Source organism: Pseudomonas sp. PDM13 (assembly GCF_025685765.1).
Taxonomy (GTDB): Bacteria; Pseudomonadota; Gammaproteobacteria; order Pseudomonadales; family Pseudomonadaceae; genus Metapseudomonas; species Metapseudomonas solani.
The window spans coordinates 76805-94258 of the sequence record NZ_JAOTQU010000003.1 but is presented as its reverse complement, the minus strand read 5'-3'; the positions used below and the strand labels follow the sequence as shown (position 1 = coordinate 94258).

The 17454-nt window shown below is 64.7% G+C and carries 16 protein-coding genes; 11 read left to right on the top strand and 5 right to left on the bottom strand.

Annotated elements, in window-relative coordinates; genetic code table 11:
* Positions 1–136 precede the first annotated feature (136 nt).
* Complete coding sequence (locus OEJ36_RS04220) at positions 137–616, top strand: YajQ family cyclic di-GMP-binding protein (protein WP_021217414.1); 480 nt, start codon at positions 137–139, stop codon at positions 614–616.
* 114 nt (positions 617–730) lie between these two features.
* Positions 731–1567 (top strand): mechanosensitive ion channel family protein, encoded by an 837-nt coding sequence (locus tag OEJ36_RS04215; protein WP_263400504.1) that lies wholly within the window; start codon positions 731–733, stop codon positions 1565–1567.
* A gap of 42 nt (positions 1568–1609) precedes the next feature.
* On the opposite strand, the gene OEJ36_RS04210 is transcribed toward OEJ36_RS04215, so the two are convergent.
* Entirely contained in the window at positions 1610–3379 is a 1770-nt protein-coding gene (locus OEJ36_RS04210) for an AmpG family muropeptide MFS transporter (RefSeq protein ID WP_263400503.1), read from the bottom strand.
* A gap of 75 nt (positions 3380–3454) precedes the next feature.
* Entirely contained in the window at positions 3455–3835 is a 381-nt protein-coding gene (locus OEJ36_RS04205; RefSeq protein WP_184488723.1) for an MGMT family protein, read from the bottom strand.
* Between the two features lie 195 nt (positions 3836–4030).
* On the opposite strand from OEJ36_RS04205, the gene OEJ36_RS04200 reads away from it, so the two are divergent.
* Complete coding sequence (locus OEJ36_RS04200; RefSeq protein ID WP_043241269.1) at positions 4031–5035, top strand: DUF481 domain-containing protein; 1005 nt, start codon at positions 4031–4033, stop codon at positions 5033–5035.
* 100 nt (positions 5036–5135) lie between these two features.
* Here OEJ36_RS04200 and OEJ36_RS04195 read toward each other — a convergent pair whose 3' ends face one another.
* Positions 5136–5894 carry an SDR family oxidoreductase gene (locus OEJ36_RS04195; protein ID WP_021217409.1) on the bottom strand — a complete coding sequence of 253 codons (759 nt, stop codon included), beginning with the start codon at positions 5892–5894 and terminating at the stop codon, positions 5136–5138.
* A gap of 109 nt (positions 5895–6003) precedes the next feature.
* Between OEJ36_RS04195 and OEJ36_RS04190 the strand changes: the two genes are divergently transcribed.
* From OEJ36_RS04190 to groL, 4 genes are all read left to right on the top strand, one after another.
* Positions 6004–6732 (top strand): HugZ family protein, encoded by a 729-nt coding sequence (locus OEJ36_RS04190; RefSeq protein ID WP_263400502.1) that lies wholly within the window; start codon positions 6004–6006, stop codon positions 6730–6732.
* Between the two features lie 65 nt (positions 6733–6797).
* Positions 6798–7250 (top strand): FxsA family protein, encoded by a 453-nt coding sequence (locus tag OEJ36_RS04185; RefSeq protein WP_263400501.1) that lies wholly within the window; start codon positions 6798–6800, stop codon positions 7248–7250.
* Between the two features lie 224 nt (positions 7251–7474).
* Entirely contained in the window at positions 7475–7768 is a 294-nt protein-coding gene (locus OEJ36_RS04180) for a co-chaperone GroES (RefSeq protein ID WP_111263046.1), read from the top strand.
* 39 nt (positions 7769–7807) lie between these two features.
* A complete protein-coding gene (groL, locus tag OEJ36_RS04175) occupies positions 7808–9448 on the top strand; it encodes a chaperonin GroEL (RefSeq protein WP_263400500.1) in 1641 nt (546 codons plus the stop codon).
* Positions 9449–9552: 104 nt separating this feature from the next.
* On the opposite strand, the gene OEJ36_RS04170 is transcribed toward groL, so the two are convergent.
* Positions 9553–10281, bottom strand: a complete 729-nt coding sequence (locus OEJ36_RS04170) for a phosphatase PAP2 family protein (protein ID WP_263400499.1) — start codon at positions 10279–10281, stop codon at positions 9553–9555.
* 161 nt (positions 10282–10442) lie between these two features.
* Between OEJ36_RS04170 and OEJ36_RS04165 the strand changes: the two genes are divergently transcribed.
* The 4 genes from OEJ36_RS04165 to OEJ36_RS04150 all read left to right on the top strand — a co-directional run bounded on the left by OEJ36_RS04165 (position 10443) and on the right by OEJ36_RS04150 (position 14312).
* Entirely contained in the window at positions 10443–11126 is a 684-nt protein-coding gene (locus OEJ36_RS04165) for a response regulator transcription factor (RefSeq protein ID WP_263400498.1), read from the top strand.
* On the top strand, positions 11116–12396 hold the full coding sequence (locus OEJ36_RS04160) for a sensor histidine kinase (RefSeq protein WP_263400497.1): 1281 nt from the start codon (positions 11116–11118) through the stop codon (positions 12394–12396). The genes OEJ36_RS04165 and OEJ36_RS04160 overlap by 11 nt, the downstream gene beginning before the upstream one ends.
* A gap of 564 nt (positions 12397–12960) precedes the next feature.
* Positions 12961–13182, top strand: a complete 222-nt coding sequence (locus tag OEJ36_RS04155) for a hypothetical protein (RefSeq protein WP_263400496.1) — start codon at positions 12961–12963, stop codon at positions 13180–13182.
* A 425-nt stretch (positions 13183–13607) separates the two neighbouring features.
* Positions 13608–14312, top strand: a complete 705-nt coding sequence (locus tag OEJ36_RS04150) for a lipopolysaccharide kinase InaA family protein (RefSeq protein WP_263400495.1) — start codon at positions 13608–13610, stop codon at positions 14310–14312.
* Positions 14313–14369: 57 nt separating this feature from the next.
* Here OEJ36_RS04150 and OEJ36_RS04145 read toward each other — a convergent pair whose 3' ends face one another.
* Positions 14370–17435: a multidrug efflux RND transporter permease subunit gene (locus OEJ36_RS04145; RefSeq protein WP_263400494.1), complete on the bottom strand. Its 3066-nt coding sequence runs from the start codon at positions 17433–17435 to the stop codon at positions 14370–14372.
* Positions 17436–17454: the final 19 nt, after the last annotated feature.

Sequence of the window (17454 nt, the reverse complement as noted above, 5' to 3'; positions counted from 1 at the left end):
CTGAATGCGTCGCTGCCATGCAATCCTGCAAAAATAGGTACCCATTGCTCAGTTATAATGGGCCCGCTTTTTTTACCGTCAAGCCAGGCGCCTTCCTTACGTGATGTGGGTCGCGCCGTCTATCTGGAGGAATCCCATGCCATCGTTCGACGTGGTGTCCGAGCTGGACAAACACGAGCTCACCAACGCGGTGGACAACGCGATCAAGGAACTGGATCGCCGCTTCGACCTGCGCGGCAAGTGCAGCTTCGAGAGCAAGGACAAGGCCGTCACCCTGACCGCCGAAGCCGACTTCATGCTCGAGCAGATGCTCGACATCCTGCGCAGCAACCTGATCAAGCGCAAGATCGACATCCACTGCATGGAGATCAAGGATCACTTCGCGTCCGGCAAGGTGGTCAAGCAGGAAGTGACCTTCCGCGAAGGCATCGAGAAGGAGCTGGCGAAGAAGATCGTCGCGCTGATCAAGGAGCGCAAGCTCAAGGTCCAGGCCGCGATCCAGGGCGAGCAGGTGCGTGTCACCGGCAAGAAGCGCGACGACCTGCAGGAAGCCATTGCGGTGCTGCGTGCCGAGCCTCTGGACTTCCCGCTGCAGTACACCAACTTCCGCGACTGACACTGCTTTTTTGAACCTTCGCCGCTGACCCGCGTCGCAAAATGCAAGGTCAGCGACTTTACCGCCATGGCTTTGTCCATGGCGGTTTCGTTTCAGTGAAGGCAAGAAAGGAGAGTGCGTGTGGATATAACCGTCGACGAATTGATCCGCCGATCGGAAGGGTGGCTGCCGATCATCCTCGAATACAGCGGCAAGCTCACCCTGGCGCTGTTCACCCTGCTGATCGGCTGGTGGCTGATCAACCGCGTGACCGATCGCGTCAGCAACCTGCTGGCGCTGCGCCGTGTGGACAGGACCCTGCACAGCTTCATCGGCAGCCTCGCCAACATGATCCTCAAGGTGCTGCTGCTGGTCAGCGTGGCCTCGATGATCGGCATCGAAACCACCTCCTTCATCGCCGCCATCGGTGCCGCCGGTCTGGCCATCGGCCTAGCGCTGCAAGGCAGCCTGGCGAACTTCGCCGGTGGCGTGCTGATCCTCCTGTTCCGCCCGTTCAAGGCCGGCGACTTCATCGAGGCCCAGGGCGTGATGGGCTCGGTGGACCACATCCAGATCTTCCACACCGTGCTGCGCACCGGTGACAACAAGACGGTCATCGTGCCCAACGGCGCGCTGTCCAACGGCATCATCACCAACTACTCGAACCAGCCCACCCGGCAGGTGCTCTACGACGTCAAGGTCGACTACGCCAGCGACCTGGCCAAGGCCCGCGAGGTGCTGCTCAAGCTGGCCGAGGATCCGCGCGTGCAAAAAGACCCGGCACCGGTGGTGGTGGTCTCCGCGCTGGGGGATACCTCGATCAACCTGTCGCTGCGCATGTGGACGTCCAATGCCGACTACTGGGGCGTGATCTTCATGCTCAACGAATCGGTACGCGACAAGCTGCAGGAGGCGGGCGTGCAGCTCGCCCAGCCCCCGCGCATGGTGCAGGTGGTGCCCACGACTGCCTGAAGTCCTGCTGCAACGGAAAAGGCCGGCGATCGCCGGCCTTTTTCATGGCTGTTCCGAACTGCCCTGCGCCTGGGACGGCTGCACGGCGGTGGGTGTCACTGGTTCTTCCGGGGCTGTACCGGCACCGTTGCGCTGCCTGCGCTCGCGGCTCCATTGCACCAGGATCAGCACCAGGGTCGGCACACCGAGCAGCGCGGTGAGCTGGAAGAACTGGTGGTAGCCGAGGCTGTCGACCATCACGCCCGAGTAGCCGCCGATCAGGCGTGGCAACAGCAGCATGATGGAGCTGAGCAGGGCGTACTGGGTCGCCGAGAACTTCAGGTTGGTCAGGCTCGACAGGTATGCCACGAAGGCCGAGGTGGCGAGTCCCGCACTGAAGTTGTCGCAGGAAATGGTGAGGATCAGCATGTTCAGGTGCGGGCCCATGTCGCTGAGCACCACGAACATCAGGTTGGTCGCCGCCGAGGCCGCGCCGCCTATGAACAGGATCGGCAGGATGCCGAAGCGCACGATGAGCAGGCCGCCGGCACCGGCACCGAGCAGGGTCATGATCAGGCCGAAGAGCTTGCTGACGCTGGCGATCTGCTCCTTGGTGAAGCCCTGGTCGATGTAGAAGACGTTGGCCATCACCCCCATCACCGTGTCGGACATGCGGTAGGTAGCGATCAGCCCGAGCAGCAGCAGGGCCTGCCAGCGGTAGCGCTGGACGAATTCGCTGATCGGCGTCACCACCGGGGCCATCAGCAGGCGCCCGGGTGCCGAGAAGCAGGCCATGGCGATCAGCACGAACAGCGTGCCCCGGGGCCAGGCGCCGGAGGCATAGGCCTTGATGGCGGCGGCCGTGGTCACCAGGATCACGATCAGCACGATCATCGAGACGGCCTGGTGGACGAAGTCGAAGTTGGGGATGACCCGGCCCCGCGCGGCTACCAGCAACTGGCGGCGTTGCTGGCTGAGCAGTTCGCGCACCGGGGCGATCTGGCGGCGGCCCCAGGGCGACAGGCAGGCTACGAGGAAGAGGAAGTAGAGCAGGGCACGCGGCCAGGCGCGGTCGAGCATGCCGGTGATCATCGCCGGCAGGGAAATCAGCATCACCAGCAGGATCAGCACCGAGGCCAGCTGGTCCTTGAGCTTGAAGCGCGAGGTATGGGTCTGCACCTGCACATCGATGTGCGGCTCGCGCATCCACAGGCTGGTGATCAGGCCGGGCAGCATCAGCAGGGCGAACAGCAGGTAGGTGCCGGCCCAGGCGCCGTATTCGTAGGTCAGGGTGGTGGAACCGAACCACTCGGCGAAATACAGCGCGCCGGCAGTGGCCAGCAGCGCAGAAACCCGGTAGCCGAGCATGTAGCTCGCTGCGAGGGCGGCCTGGCGGCTGTCATCGGCGATTTCCAGGCGGTAGGCGTCGACGGCGATGTCCTGGGTGGCCGAAGCAAAGGCCACCACCACCGCTACGGCGATCAGCCAGGTCAGGTGTTGCTGCGGGTCGCACAGCGCCATGCCCACCAGGCCGAGGGCGACCAGGCCCTGGGACAGCACCAGCCAGGAGCGGCGACGGCCCAGGCGGCCGAGCAGCGGCAGGCGCCACTGGTCGAGCAGCGGTGACCAGATCCACTTGAAGGCATAGGCCAGGCCGATGAGGCTGGCGAAACCGATGGCCTCGCGAGACACCCCGGCCTCGCGCAACCAGACGGAAAGGGTCGAGAACACCAGCATGTACGGCAGGCCGGCAGCAAAGCCCAGCAGCAGCAGCGCAAGGGTAGCCGGGCTGGCGTAGGCGGCCAGGGCGGCGCGCCAGGTACGGTGGGACATCAGGCGTGTAATCCAGAAATCACGGGGCGGTCCATGACGACGAGCACGCGATGGAACCGCGACAAAGCGCGCACTCTAACCCTTGGGTGGCATGGGAAGCCAGCCGTGCCGACGCATATCCACCCGTTCGTTGTGGATGAAGACCCCCTCCGCCCGCAAACGTGCCCGTTGCTCATCGCCGGAAGGGCTGCCGGCGGGCAGGCTGAGGCGGCCACCAGCGGCGATCACCCGGTGCCAGGGCAGGCGCGTGTCGTCCGGCAACTGGCTCAGGGTGCGTCCCACCCAGCGTGCGGCACGGCCCAGGCCGGCCATTTCGCCGAGCTGGCCGTAGCTCACCACCTTGCCCAGCGGCACCTGGGCAAGGGTCAGGTACAGCGCCTCGCGGCGCATCTCGGGGCTGGCCGTCGGCAGGTCATCGAGGGGATTCGCGTTGGCGCGGGGCTTGCGGGTCGCCATGGCGGAGCGGGGGCCGGTTGCAGGGGTGGTTGCCAGAATAGGATGGCGGCCCCGGGGCGACAACCGCTCTACGGCAGGGGCACGCTGGTCCGTTTTTGCGGAACTTGAGGCTTGTCCGTCGGTCAGTCCTTGCTCAGTCGCCGGGCTTGCGGATAATGCCCGGTTTTTCGCGAACTTGAGCCCGTGTATCCGCCTATGTTGTCCAGAACCCTGCTGTGCCTAGCCATTGCGGCTGCTTCGACCCCCTCGCTCGCCGATACCGTGTGGATGAAGAACGGCGATCGCCTGTCCGGCAAGATCAAGGTCTTCGACGGCGGCAAACTGATGCTGGAAACCGAATACGGCGGCTCCATCCCGCTGGATTGGGCCAAGGTCGCCACCCTGGAAAGTGACCAGGAGCTGATGATCAAGCAGGACGACGTCACCGGCGAGCGCGCCAAGACCCTGCGCCCGGCCGAGCCCGGCAAGGTGATCCTGGCCAACGGCGAGGCACCGAAGACCGTCGAGCTGGCCAGCATCGAGCAGATCATGAAGCCCAAGCCCTTCGTCGAGGACCTGACCTGGTCCGGCAACGTCGACCTGGCCCTGGACTACAAGCGCGCCGAGAAAGACACCGACGACTACGACGTCGACTTCAAGACCAAGGCCCGCCACGGCCGCTGGCGCCACAACGCCACCGGCGAATACAACCGTGAATTCCAGGACGACGTGAAAACCACCGAGAACTGGGAGCTGGAATACGCCCTGGACCGCTTCATCACCGACAAGTTCTTCTGGCAGGGCCGTGCCGAATACAAGCGCGACAAGATCGAAGAGCTGGAGCGCCAGCGCACCCTCGGTACCGGTCCCGGTTACCAGTTCTGGGACGACGAGCTGGGCGCCTTCTCCCTGGCATCCCTGGTCAACCGCACCGACTACGAATACTCCAATGGCGAGAAGGACAACTTCTACGCGCTCAGCATGAAGTGGGACTACAACCGCTACCTGGTGGGCAAGACCGTCGAGTTCTTCACCGTCGGCGAAGTGGGCCGCCCCCTGGGCAACGCTGCCGACTACTCCCTGGATGCCGAAGTGGGCCTGCGCTACAAGGTCACCGACTGGGCTTCGCTCAACCTCAAGGCCGAGAAGGACATGGTCCAGGGCGCCGAAGGCGAGATCGACGAGACCCGCTACACCGTCGGCTTCGGTGTGGGCTGGTAAGCACCCCACCGGCTGTCCCGGGCTGAAGCCCGGGCTACAGGCTGCGAACCGGCAAGAAAAAGCCCCGCATCAGCGGGGCTTTCTCATTGCAGCGGGGCCCTTACAGGCGCAGGCCGCCGTCCAGCTCCAGAACGCGACCGGTGTAGTAGTCGTTTTCCAGGATGTAGGCCACCGAGTGAGCGATCTCCTGGGGCTTGCCCAGGCGCTTCAGCGGAATGCCGGAGGTCATCTTCTCCAGGGCTTCGGGCTTCATGCTGGCGACCATGTCGGTCTCGATGAAGCCGGGGGCCACGCCCGCCACGCGGATGCCGTAGCGCGCCAGTTCCTTCGCCCAGACCACGGTGTCGGCAGCCACGCCGGCCTTGGCGGCGGAGTAGTTGGCCTGGCCCATGTTGCCGGCACGGGAGATGGAGGAGATGTTGATGATCGCGCCTTCGTTCTTCAGCTCGATCATCTTCGCCGCCACTTCGCGGGTGCAAAGGAAGACGCCGGTCAGGTTGACGTCGATCACCGCCTGCCACTGGGCCAGGCTCATCTTGGTCATCTCGCCGTCCTTGACCTTGATGGTCAGACCGTCGCGGAGGATGCCGGCGTTGTTCACCAGGCCGTTGATGGCGCCGAAGTCCTCGGCCACCTGGGCGACCATGTGGGTCACCTGCTCTTCGTTGGCCACGTTGCACAGGTAGGCACGGGCGTCACCGCCGGCGGCCTTGCAGGCGGCCACGGCGTCGTCCAGTTTTTCCTGGTTCAGGTCCACCAGCGCCAGCTTGGCGCCCTTGCCGGCGAGGTATTCGCCCATGGCACGGCCGAGGCCCTGGCAACCGCCGGTGATGATGATGACCTTGTCTTTGAGCTGCATGCTTTTCCCCAAGAATTGGAAATGAGAGGCGGTATCCCCGCTGGCAGCCTGGAACCGCTATTCTGGCTGCCCGTCCGTTTTCGACGGATTCTGTGCAAGGAGTCAAAAGGTGAGCGTGAAAGCCGCAAAGAATGCCCGAGAATTGCTGCTCAAGGAATACCGCGGCGTCCTCTCCACCCTGTCCAAGGCCATGCCGGGCTTCCCTTTCGGATCAGTGGCACCCTATTGCCTGGACGCCGCCGGCCGACCCTTGATCCTTATCAGCCGTATCGCCCAGCACACCCACAACCTGCAAAAAGACCCCAAATGCTCGTTGCTGGTGGGGGAGCGCGGCGCCGATGACATCCAGGCCGTCGGTCGCCTGACCCTGCTCGCCGAAGCCCGCCAGATCACCGACGCGGCCGAGATCGCGGCGGCTAGTGAGCGCTACTACCGCTTCTTCCCCCAGTCCCAGGACTATCACCAGACCCACGACTTCGACTTCTGGGTGCTGGAGCCGGTGCGCGCGCGTTTCATCGGCGGCTTCGGCGCCATCCACTGGATCGACCAGGTGGTGCTGGCCAACCCCTTCGCCGGGGAAGCCGAACGCAGCATGATCGAGCACATGAACAGCGACCATCAGTCGGCCATCGTCCACTACCTGGCGCTGCGCGGGCTGCCGGGAGAGACGGCGGACATGGTCAGCATCGACTCGGAGGGATTCCACCTACGCGTCGGGCAGAACGTGCACTGGCTGCCCTTCCCAACATCCTGTAACAACCCAGGTTCGGTCCGTCAGGCCTTGGTAGCGCTGGCACGCGCGGAGAGCTGGCCGTCCGTCGCCGAACCCGAGGCTTGAATTCGGGGGAGGGCGGCTTCATCTAGATTCCCATCGGAAGCCGTTCTTCCGTCAAGGATCCCTCGATGCGTGTCTTTCTGTTCCTCTTCCTGCTGTTCCCGATCATCGAACTGGCCGTGCTGATCCAGGTCGGCAGTGCCATCGGCGTGTTGCCGACCCTGCTACTGGTCATCGGCACCGGCGTACTCGGCAGCGTGCTGTTGCGCGTCGCCGGCGTCGCCACGGCCTGGCGCGCGCGGGAGAAGCTCGCCCGTGGCGAGATGCCCGAGCAGGAAATGCTCGAAGGCCTGCTGATCGCCGTCGGTGGCGGCCTGCTGCTGCTGCCGGGCTTCATCAGCGACATCTTCGGCGTGCTCTGCCTTATTCCCTTCACCCGCCGCCTGCTGATCGGACGCATGCTCAAACGCGCCCAGGAGCAGGCCCTGCGCCAGCGTGCCTTCGCCGATGATCTCGCCGCCCGCAGCGGGCAGACCCGCCCCAATGTGATCGAAGGCGAGTACGAGCGCCGCGACCGCTGAGCCTCCGGTCGGCTCGCTGGAACTTCCTGCAAATATTTCGGTGGTCGCCCTTGAAATACCTCTGAGCGCCCCTATGTATCGGTCACCGCAAGGTTCCTTGCCCTCAAGGGCAAGGTCAGACTTCAGCGGAGTGCTTCGCACCCCGCAGCCGGCTCCGCCGGATTTCGCTAACCCGCCGGTCAACCGTACCGGCGCCGGAAAACACTAATTGGGAGAGTTACACAATGAAGCTTCGTCCCCTGAATGATCGCGTCGTAATCCGCCGCAGCGAAGAAGAAACCAAGACCGCTGGTGGCATCGTGCTGCCGGGCTCGGCCGCTGAGAAGCCGAACCGCGGTGAAGTGGTTGCCGTCGGCACCGGTCGCGTTCTGGACAACGGCGAAGTCCGTGCCCTGGCAGTAAAAGTGGGCGACCAGGTGGTATTCGGCCCGTACTCCGGCAGCAACGCCATCAAGGTCGACGGCGAAGAACTGCTGGTCATGAGCGAGAACGAAATCCTCGCTGTCATCGAAGCCTGAACCGCCCCCTTTCCCACCTAGAATTCGAGGAAAAAGAACATGGCTGCTAAAGACGTAAAATTCGGCGATGCCGCTCGTAAAAAACTGCTCGTTGGCGTGAACACCCTGGCTGACGCCGTTAAAGCCACCCTCGGCCCGAAAGGCCGTAACGTGGTTCTGGAGCGCAGCTTCGGCGCCCCGCTGATCACCAAGGACGGCGTTTCCGTCGCCAAGGAAATCGAGCTCAAGGACCGCATCGAAAACATCGGCGCCCAGCTGGTGAAAGACGTGGCTTCCAAGGCCAACGACGCTGCCGGTGACGGCACCACCACCGCTACCGTTCTGGCCCAGGCCATCGTCACCGAAGGTCTGAAGTCGGTCGCTGCCGGCCTCAACCCGATGGACCTGAAGCGCGGCATCGACAAGGCCACCGCCGCCGTCGTCGCCGAGCTGAAGAACCTGTCCAAGCCGTGCACCGACACCAAGGCCATCGCCCAGGTCGGCACCATCTCCGCCAACTCCGACGACTCCATCGGCAACATCATTGCCGAAGCCATGGAGAAGGTCGGTAAAGAAGGCGTGATCACCGTTGAAGAAGGCTCGGGCCTGGAAAACGAACTGTCCGTCGTAGAAGGCATGCAGTTCGACCGCGGCTACCTGTCGCCCTACTTCATCAACAAGCCGGACACCATGGTGGCCGAGCTCGACGGCCCGCTGCTGCTGCTGGTCGACAAGAAGATCTCCAACATCCGCGAACTGCTGCCGGTTCTGGAAGCCGTTGCCAAGTCCGGCCGTCCGCTGCTGATCGTGGCTGAAGACGTCGAAGGCGAAGCCCTGGCCACGCTGGTCGTCAACAACATGCGTGGCATCGTCAAGGTCGCGGCCGTCAAGGCTCCGGGCTTCGGCGACCGTCGCAAGGCCATGCTGCAGGACATCGCCATCCTCACCGGCGGTACCGTCATCTCCGAAGAAGTCGGCCTGAGCCTGGAAAGCGCCACCCTGGAGCACCTGGGTAACGCCAAGCGCGTGGTCCTGAGCAAAGAAAACACCACCATCATCGATGGCGCCGGTCAGCAGGCCGACATCGAGGCGCGTGTTGCCCAGATCCGCAAGCAGGTTGAAGAAACCTCTTCCGACTACGACAAGGAAAAACTGCAAGAGCGTCTGGCCAAGCTGGCTGGCGGTGTTGCCGTGATCAAGGTTGGCGCTGCCACCGAAGTCGAGATGAAAGAGAAGAAAGCCCGCGTTGAAGACGCCCTGCACGCGACCCGCGCTGCTGTGGAAGAAGGCGTGGTTCCTGGCGGTGGTGTAGCCCTGGTTCGTGCCCTGGCCGCCATCAAGGACCTGACCGGTGCCAACGAAGAGCAGACCGCTGGTATCAACATCCTGCGTCGCGCTGTCGAAGCTCCGCTGCGCCAGATCGTTGCCAACGCCGGTGACGAAGCCTCCGTGGTTCTGGACAAGGTCAAGCAGGGTTCGGGCAACTACGGCTACGACGCTGCCACCGGCCAGTACGGCGACATGATCGAGTTCGGCATCATCGACCCGGCCAAAGTCACCCGTACCGCGCTGCAAGCCGCTGCTTCCATCGCTGGCCTGATGATCACCACCGAGGCGATCGTTGCCGAGCTGCCGGAAGACAAAGCTGCTCCGGCCATGCCGGACATGGGCGGCATGGGCGGTATGGGCGGCATGATGTAAGCCACCCAGTCCATCCGGTCTGAAAGAAGCCCCGCCTAGTGCGGGGCTTTTTTATGCCTGTGGAAAAGTGGTCGGCGGTGCTTGACCCATGCTGTTGGCTGCCATCAAGGCGCCAATTCCGTGGCCGGCTGTGGCGCCTCCTCTACCTGGGGCGCATAGAGCATGAAGCGGTAGCAGCCCAGGCAGATCAGCCAGTCCAGCAGCGCCGTCCACAGGTTGTGGGAGAGAAAGTGCGCGCCCTGCATCATCCGTCCAATGGAAAACAGCCCGCCCAAGGCCAGGGCACCCGCCAGGGCCAGGCGAGCGAGAAGACGATTGCGGTCGCGCAGCAGGAAGTACAGGGCGAAGAAGGTGAAGCCGCTGCTGGCGTGGCCGCCTGGCCAGCAACGGCCGGGCTTGGCGGTGGGCGCGCGCTCGGCCAGCAGCGGGGTGTAGGTTTCGCTGCCGCCGTAGCGGGTCAGGTCCCAGGGGCAATGCACGGCGGTGAGGGCCTTGAGCGGCGTGACGATGGCCGTGGACAGGCCCATGGCGAGCACCAGGTAACCGAGGCGCCGGCGATAGCCGTGCCAGGGGCGGTACAGGCAACTGCCGGCAAAACCGATCAGCGCCAGCACCGCGACGGCGATCACCGCCTGTTTCGCACGGTCGTGCAGCACGTCTTCGAGAAAGAAGCTGTGGGCGCCGATGAAACCCGTTCCCGGCTGATAGAACAGGTCTGCCAGGGCGAAGTCGAGGCGCGTCGGCTCGATCACCAGCAGCGCGAGGATGATCGCCAGGGGCAGGCCCAGGGCCCAGCCATAGGCGAGCGGGCGGGAGGGGAGGGAAGGGGGCATGCGGTGTCTCCGGAGTACGGGGCGGGGGATTGCCAGGCCAGGGAATGGGCGTAATCTGCCGTGGCCGTCGTGGTGGCTCCGTGAACCGCGGGTGAAAAAACTGTCAAAGGCGCCTGGGGCCCCGAGCGGGCCGGGAAATCGATGAGGCGGGAGAGCTGCAGATGCGGATTTTGCTGGTGGAAGACAATCGCGACATCCTGGCCAACATGGCCGACTACCTGGAGCTCAAGGGCTACAGCGTCGACTGTGCCCAGGATGGCCTTTCCGGGTTGCACCTGGCCGCCACCGAACACTTCGACCTGATCGTCCTCGACATCATGCTGCCCGGGCTGGACGGCTACGCCCTGTGCCGGCGCCTGCGCGACGAGGCGCGGCGCGATACGCCGGTGATCATGCTCACCGCGCGGGACGAGCTGGACGACCGCCTGCAAGGCTTCAAGTCCGGCGCCGATGATTACCTGGTCAAGCCCTTCGCCCTGTCCGAGCTGGCCGCGCGCATCGAAGCGGTGTTGCGGCGTTCCCAGGGCGGCGGCAAGCGCGCCCTGCAGGTGGGTGAGCTGAGCTACGACCTCGACACCCTGGAAGTCAGCCGTGCCGGCAAGCCGCTCAAGCTCAACCCCATCGGCCTCAAGCTGCTGGCCGTGCTGATGCAGAAAAGCCCCCACCTGGTCCGTCGCGAGGCTCTGGAAGAGGCGCTCTGGGGGGACGACTGCCCGGACAGCGACAGCCTGCGCAGCCACATCCACCAACTGCGCCAGGTGATCGACAAGCCCTTCGGCAAACCCCTGCTGCACACCCTGCACGGCCTCGGCTACCGCCTGGCGGAGTCGGCCGATGGAATTTAGGCAGAGCCTCGCCCGGCGCATCGTCATCGCCTTCACCCTGATGACGGCGCTGGTGGGGGGAACCTTCTCGCTGGGCATCATCGAAGTGGTGCACCTGATCGAGGAACAGCTGATCTCCCGCGACCTGAACAACGAGCTGGAGCGCATCCTCTACGAGAACCTCGCCAAGGGCCGGGCGCCGAGCCTGGATAGCGACACCCGTTTCTACTTCGGCGAGGGCACCGGCCCCTACGCCTTGCCCGTCGAATACGCCAAGCTGGCGCCGGGCTTCCACGAACTCTTCGAAGGCCAGCTCTCGTTCCACGCGCTGGTGCGGGACATCGACGGCCACCGCTACGTCCTGCTGCAGGACCAGAGTGATTTCGAGGACCGTGAGCAGGCGCTCTACGGCGTGGTGCTGGTGGGCTTCATCCTCAGCGTGCTGCTCTCGGCGCTGCTGGGCTGGTTGCTGGCGCGCAAGGTGATCGCGCCGGTGGTGCGCCTGGCCGGGCAGGTCCGTCACCGCGACCAGCTGCTGGGCCTGGCTCCGCCGCTGGCGCCGGACTACGCCTCCGATGAGGTGGGCCAATTGGCCCAGGCCTTCGACGACACCCTGGGCCGCCTGCGCGAGGCACTGACCCGCGAGCGCCTGTTCACCAGCGACGTCAGCCATGAGCTGCGCACGCCGCTGATGGTGATCGCCACCTCCTGCGAACTGTTGATGGAGAACAGCGGCCTCGACGAGCGCTCGCGCCAGCAGGTGCGCCGCATCGGCCGGGCCAGCGAGGAGATGCGTGACCTGGTGCAGACCTTCCTCATGCTCGCCCGCGCCCAGCGCGAGGGGGCCGAGGTGGTGCCGCAATCCAGCCTCGGCAACCTGGCGGAAGAGCTGGCCGGTCTCTGGCGCGAACCCATCGAAGCCAAGGGGCTGCGCTTCGACTACCAACCCGGCAACCCGCCAGAGACCCGCTTCAACGCGGCCTTCCTGCGTTCGGTGCTGGGCAACCTGCTGCGCAACGCCCTGCACTACACCGACTCGGGGCATATCGAGCTGCGCCTGGACGCGCGCGGCTTCAGCGTCGAAGACAGTGGAGTCGGCATCCCCGAGGAGCAGCGCGAGGCAATGTTCCTGCCCTTCGTCCGTGGGTTGGAGCAACGCGGCGACGGCCTTGGGCTGGGCCTGTCGCTGGTCAAGCGCATCTGCGAGAGCCAGGGCTGGGTGGTCAGCCTGACACCGTCCGTTTCCGGCGGCTGTCACTTCCGTGTCGACCTGGTCGGGCCTGCGGGCTGACACTTTTTTCACATCGGCATCACGGCAGCATGACGCCCGCCGGCAGAAGCTGGTGGCCCTGTGCAGTCGTGAGGCGCGGCGAAGGTACGGACCTTGCAGTGTTCGGCTCCCATTGCACCGGGGTAGCACCGGCGATGTCCGGGGGGGAGGGCACGCAGGCGTCTGCACCGGGGGTGTCATGAAACCTGGCGACCTATCCGTTGTCCTAGCCGGGCCCCACGAGTGGGCATAAGGGTTACCTCGTGCCTGTTCTGTTACCTCAAGGGGCAGGCGCAGGGAGCTGACCGCTGGGCGGGAATGCCGGCGCCAGCGATGAAATGACCCTGATTTGCAATAAATCGCTGCTAGGCTCGCCCGTCTGCCAACTGACGGTCGTGAAAGCCGGCGATGCCGCACACGACGGCGAACAGGTGGTTGAGAGGTGCGCTGCTGCTTAAGGACAAGAGCCGCGACGGGTGGAAATTACCGCAGGTATGCCATTCGTCACTTCGAAAAAGCGGACTGTGAACTATTGAACTAGTGTGAAGACACAGCGTTTGGCAGCGCTATCAAGGGGTTGCGATCATGAAGTTAGAAATAACGCGAGCTTTGTTCCTCGTCGGAGCTCTGGGCGTCGCTTCCATCGCCGCGGCGGCCTGGCATGAGCCATCGCCGTCGGTCATCAGCGTCAATGGCCTGGGCTACTGTCCCCTGCCGCCTAACGCCCGCCACAAGACCGCCGTGCCCGACAAGCAATTGCTGTTGCTGATGTTCGGCCTGTCCCAGGGCATGGGGCCGCAAGGCTGAGAAGCTGCTCGAAGACGTCAAAGCCCCGCGCATGCGGGGCTTTTTATTGGCCGGCGATCCGCTCTCGCTGCTCTTTCATCCAGGCTCCTCCACGCAACAGGGGAGCCGGATGAACCTCGCCCCGCTTCAGCTTCCCTCCTGCAACGCCCTTCAGCGGTACGGTCCTTGCAGTTTCGCCCGGCACGAGCCGGCGATTACAGAGGGTATTTCGGTGCAACTCCCGGGATAGAGGTTTCGCGGCCCCTTTTAGGGGCGCGCGTGCCCGGGCTTGCCGTTGTGCGCGGGGTTACCCGGTGCACCTTCCTGTTACCGCAAGCGACACAAAAAGGGTGGGAGTCATTCGTCCGTTCGGACGGTCTCGGTCTCTACGAGATGGCGGAACCTACCAGGCGATAACGAAGGAGCGACCGATGGCGGCAGGTGTGATGGCGTTTGCAAGCGACATGGACCACCAGTTCGAACACTTCTGGGACTGGCGTGGCGAGTGGGTCGAGGCGCCGAACCTGAGGCGGGGGGGCGAAAGCGGGGTGGAACGGGTGCGCCGGGATGACGGCGTCCTGCTGTATTGCAAGCGCCAGTGCGGCCACCTCTATCGCAGCCTGCTGCACCCCTTCGGGCGCCCGACGGTGCTCCGTGAACGGGATGCCATCCGCGCGTTTGAGCGCCTCGGCGTGAAGGTGCCACGGCTGGTCTTCTGTGGCGCCCGGCGCGGCGGCGAAGCCGGCTGGCAGGCACTGCTGGTGACCGAGGCGCTGGACGGCTTCACCGACTTCGAACGCTGGTACGCCTCGGTGGAGGGGCGGCCCGAGACCCTGGCGGAGCGCGAGCGGGTGCTCGGACAGGTGGCCGAGGTGCTGGCGCGGCTACACCGGGGTGGCTGGCAGCACGGCTGCCTCTATCCCAAGCATGTGTTCATCCGCCTTGGGGAAGGCAGCGACCCTGCATCGGTGGAGATCGCCCTGCTCGACCTGGAAAAGAGCCGCCGTCGCTTCGCCCACGCCCGGGCGGCCTTCAACGACGTCGGCCAGATCAAGCGTCATTCGGCCATTCGCGAGGATGACTGGGCCTGCCTGCTGGCCGCCTACGAGCGCGCCTTCGGCAGCCGCGTGCAGGCACTGCATCGCCTTTGACGGCCCTTGAATGAAAAAAGGCCCCGCATCTCCGGGGCCTTTTTCGTTCAGCGTGGCTCAATGACTGGTGGCGGGCTCTGCCACCGGCTGGGTGGCGGGCCGTGGGTCCGGCTTGGCCAGCAGGGTGTAGACGCAGGGCAGCACGAACAGGGTGAACAGCGTGCCGATGGACATGCCGGTGGCGATCACCATGCCGATGTCGAAGCGGCTCACCGCACCCGCGCCGCTGGCGAGGATCAGCGGCACCATGCCGAACACCATCGCCGCGGTGGTCATCAGCACCGGGCGCAGGCGGATGGACGCGGCTTCTTCCACCGCCTCCCTGGCGCTCAGGCCCTTGTCGCGGCGCAGCTGGTTGGCGAACTCCACGATCAGGATGCCGTGCTTGCTGATCAGGCCGATCAGCGTCACCAGGCCCACCTGGGTGTAGATGTTCATGCTGGAGATGCCCAGGAACAACGGGATCAACGCACCGCAGATCGACAGCGGCACCGTCACCAGGATCACCAGCGGATCGCGGAAGCTCTCGAACTGCGCGGCCAGCACCAGGAAGATGATCGCCAGGGCCAGGCCGAAGGTCACGTAGAGCGCACTGCCTTCCTGGACGTACTGGCGCGAGGCGCCGGCGTAGTCGAAGGCGAAGCCACGGGGGGCTTCCTCGCGGGCGATCTGCGTCACCGTCTCCACCGCATCACCCATGCTCACCACCGGGAAGCCCTCGATGATCGCCGAGTTCAGCTGCTGGAACTGCTTGAGCTTGGTCGGGCGGGCGGTGTCGTGGACCGAGATCAGCGTGGACAGGGGCACCATGGCGCCGCTTTCACTCTTCACGTAGTAGTTGTTCAGCCAGTCCGGGTTGTCGCGGTAGGCGCGCTCCACCTGGGCGATCACCTTGTAGCTGCGACCGTCGATGGTGAAGCGGTTGATCTCGCCTTCACCCAGCAGCAGCGCCAGGGTGGAGCCGAGGTCTTCCATGGAGACGCCCATCTGCGCGGCCTTCTCCCGGTCGATATCCACCACCACTTCCGGCTTGTCGAAGGCCAGGTCGACGTTGAGGAAGGCGAACTTGCCCGAGGCTTCCGCACGCTGCTTGATGCGCTCGGTCACCTGCAGCAGCGACTCGTAGTCGTTGGGGGTGTTGATCACGAACTGGAAGGGCAGGCCTTCACCGGTGCCTGGCAGCGACGGCAGGTTGAAGCCGAAGATCTGCAGGCCCGGGATGCGGTCCAGCTTGCCCTGCACTTCCTGCAGCAGCTCCATCTGGGTGCGCTCGCGCTCATCCCAGGGCTTGAGCAGGAAGCCGCCGATACCCGCCTGCACTCCGTCGAAGCCGTTGATCTGGAACGACGAGTAGTACTCGGGGAACGATTTGAAGATGTCCACGAACTCGTCGGTGTAGGCGTTCAGGTAGCTCAGGTTGGTCGGCTGCGGCGCCTTGGCCATGAGGAACACGATGCCCTGGTCCTCGTCGGGGGCCAGTTCGCTCTTGGTCATCATCAGCAGGATCGGGATCAGCGCCATGACGATGACCGCGAATACCACCACCACCGGACGGGTGTTGAGGGTGCCGTGCAGAGCGCTCTGGTAGCGACGCTTGAGGCGCTCGAAGATCATGTCCAGCTTGTGGGCCAGGCCGCTCGGGTTCTCTTCGTGGCGCAGCAGCTTGGAGCACATCATCGGCGACAGGGTCAGGGCGACCACGCCGGAGATGATCACCGCGCCCGCCAGGGTCAGGGCGAACTCGCGGAACAGCGCACCGGTGAGGCCGTCGAGGAAGCCGATGGGGGCATACACCGCCGCCAGGGTGATGGTCATGGAAATGACCGGCACGGCGATCTCGCGGGCGCCCTCGATGGCGGCATCGAAGGGGGTCTTGCCCTCTTCGATATGCCGGTGGATGTTTTCCACCACCACGATGGCGTCGTCCACCACCAGGCCGATGGCGAGCACCATCGCCAGCAGCGTCAGCAGGTTGATCGAGTAGCCCATCAGCTGCATGAAAAACAGCACGCCGATCATCGACAGCGGGATGGTGATCACCGGGATCAGCACCGAGCGGAAGGCGCCGAGGAACAGGAACACGACCACGATGACGATCAGCACCGCCTCGCCCAGGGTCTTCACCACCTCGTCGATGGACGCCTGGATGAAGCGCGTGGCGTCGTAGGCGATGGAGACCTTGAGGTTCGGCGGCAGCTGGGATTCCAGCTCCGGCATGATCTCGCGCACATGCTTGATCACGTCCAGTGGGTTGGCGCTGGGGGTGCCCTTGATGCCGATATAGACCGAGGGGATGCCATCGAAGGAGCTGATGGAGTCGTAGTTCTCGGCGCCCATCTCGACCCGGGCGATATCACGCACCAGCACGCGGCTGTCGCCCTGGGTCTTCACCGGGATGGCGGAGAAGGCTTCGGGGGACTTGAGGTCGGTGGTGGCGTTGATGCTGGTCACCACGTACTCGCCCTTCACCTGGCCGGCGGCCGAGAGGAAGTTGTACTTGCGCACGGCATCGCTGACGTCGCCGGCGGTGACGCCGTAGGCGGCCATCCGCACCGGGTCCAGCCACAGGCGCATGGCGAAGACCTGGTTGCCGAGGATTTCCGCTTCCGCCATGCCCGGCAGGGTGGCCAGCTTGGGCTGGATCACCCGCGACAGGTAGTCGGTGATCTGCGGGTTGGACAGCTCGTCGCTGTAGAAGCTGATGTACATCAGCGCCGAAGCGTCGGCCGCTTCCTTGGACAGCACCGGGTCCTCGGCGTCCTGCGGCAGCTGGTTCTTCACCTCGTTGGCCTTGGCCAGCAGTTCGGTGAAGAGGCGGTCGGAGTTCGAGCCGATGCGCGCGTAGATCGAGATGATCGACAGGTTCTGCTGGCTCGACGACGTCATGTAGTCGATGCCTTCGGCACTGGCCAGGCTCTGCTGCAGGGGCTGGGTGATGTAGCCCTGGATGGTCTCGGCGTTGGCACCGGGGTAGGCGGTGGTCACCGTGATCAGGGCGTTTTCCATCTGCGGGTACTGGCGGATCACCAGCTTGCTGAAGGCCTGGAAGCCCAGCAGCACGATCAGCAGGCTGACCACGGTCGCCAGTACCGGGCGACGGATGAAGGGATCTGTAAAAGCCATATCGGTATTCCTTGGCGCC

What these genes read in the sequence shown, in the direction of transcription:
- OEJ36_RS04220 (WP_021217414.1), top strand. Translation starts at nt 137, where the DNA reads ATGCCATCGTTCGACGTGGTGTCCGAGCTGGACAAACACGAGCTCACC.
- OEJ36_RS04210 (WP_263400503.1), bottom strand. Translation starts at nt 3,379, where the DNA reads ATGTCCCACCGTACCTGGCGCGCCGCCCTGGCCGCCTACGCCAGCCCG.
- OEJ36_RS04205 (WP_184488723.1), bottom strand. Translation starts at nt 3,835, where the DNA reads ATGGCGACCCGCAAGCCCCGCGCCAACGCGAATCCCCTCGATGACCTG.
- OEJ36_RS04200 (WP_043241269.1), top strand. Translation starts at nt 4,031, where the DNA reads ATGTTGTCCAGAACCCTGCTGTGCCTAGCCATTGCGGCTGCTTCGACC.
- OEJ36_RS04195 (WP_021217409.1), bottom strand. Translation starts at nt 5,894, where the DNA reads ATGCAGCTCAAAGACAAGGTCATCATCATCACCGGCGGTTGCCAGGGC.
- OEJ36_RS04185 (WP_263400501.1), top strand. Translation starts at nt 6,798, where the DNA reads ATGCGTGTCTTTCTGTTCCTCTTCCTGCTGTTCCCGATCATCGAACTG.
- OEJ36_RS04180 (WP_111263046.1), top strand. Translation starts at nt 7,475, where the DNA reads ATGAAGCTTCGTCCCCTGAATGATCGCGTCGTAATCCGCCGCAGCGAA.
- groL (WP_263400500.1), top strand. Translation starts at nt 7,808, where the DNA reads ATGGCTGCTAAAGACGTAAAATTCGGCGATGCCGCTCGTAAAAAACTG.
- OEJ36_RS04170 (WP_263400499.1), bottom strand. Translation starts at nt 10,281, where the DNA reads ATGCCCCCTTCCCTCCCCTCCCGCCCGCTCGCCTATGGCTGGGCCCTG.
- OEJ36_RS04165 (WP_263400498.1), top strand. Translation starts at nt 10,443, where the DNA reads ATGCGGATTTTGCTGGTGGAAGACAATCGCGACATCCTGGCCAACATG.
- OEJ36_RS04160 (WP_263400497.1), top strand. Translation starts at nt 11,116, where the DNA reads ATGGAATTTAGGCAGAGCCTCGCCCGGCGCATCGTCATCGCCTTCACC.
- OEJ36_RS04155 (WP_263400496.1), top strand. Translation starts at nt 12,961, where the DNA reads ATGAAGTTAGAAATAACGCGAGCTTTGTTCCTCGTCGGAGCTCTGGGC.
- OEJ36_RS04150 (WP_263400495.1), top strand. Translation starts at nt 13,608, where the DNA reads ATGGCGTTTGCAAGCGACATGGACCACCAGTTCGAACACTTCTGGGAC.
- OEJ36_RS04145 (WP_263400494.1), bottom strand. Translation starts at nt 17,435, where the DNA reads ATGGCTTTTACAGATCCCTTCATCCGTCGCCCGGTACTGGCGACCGTG.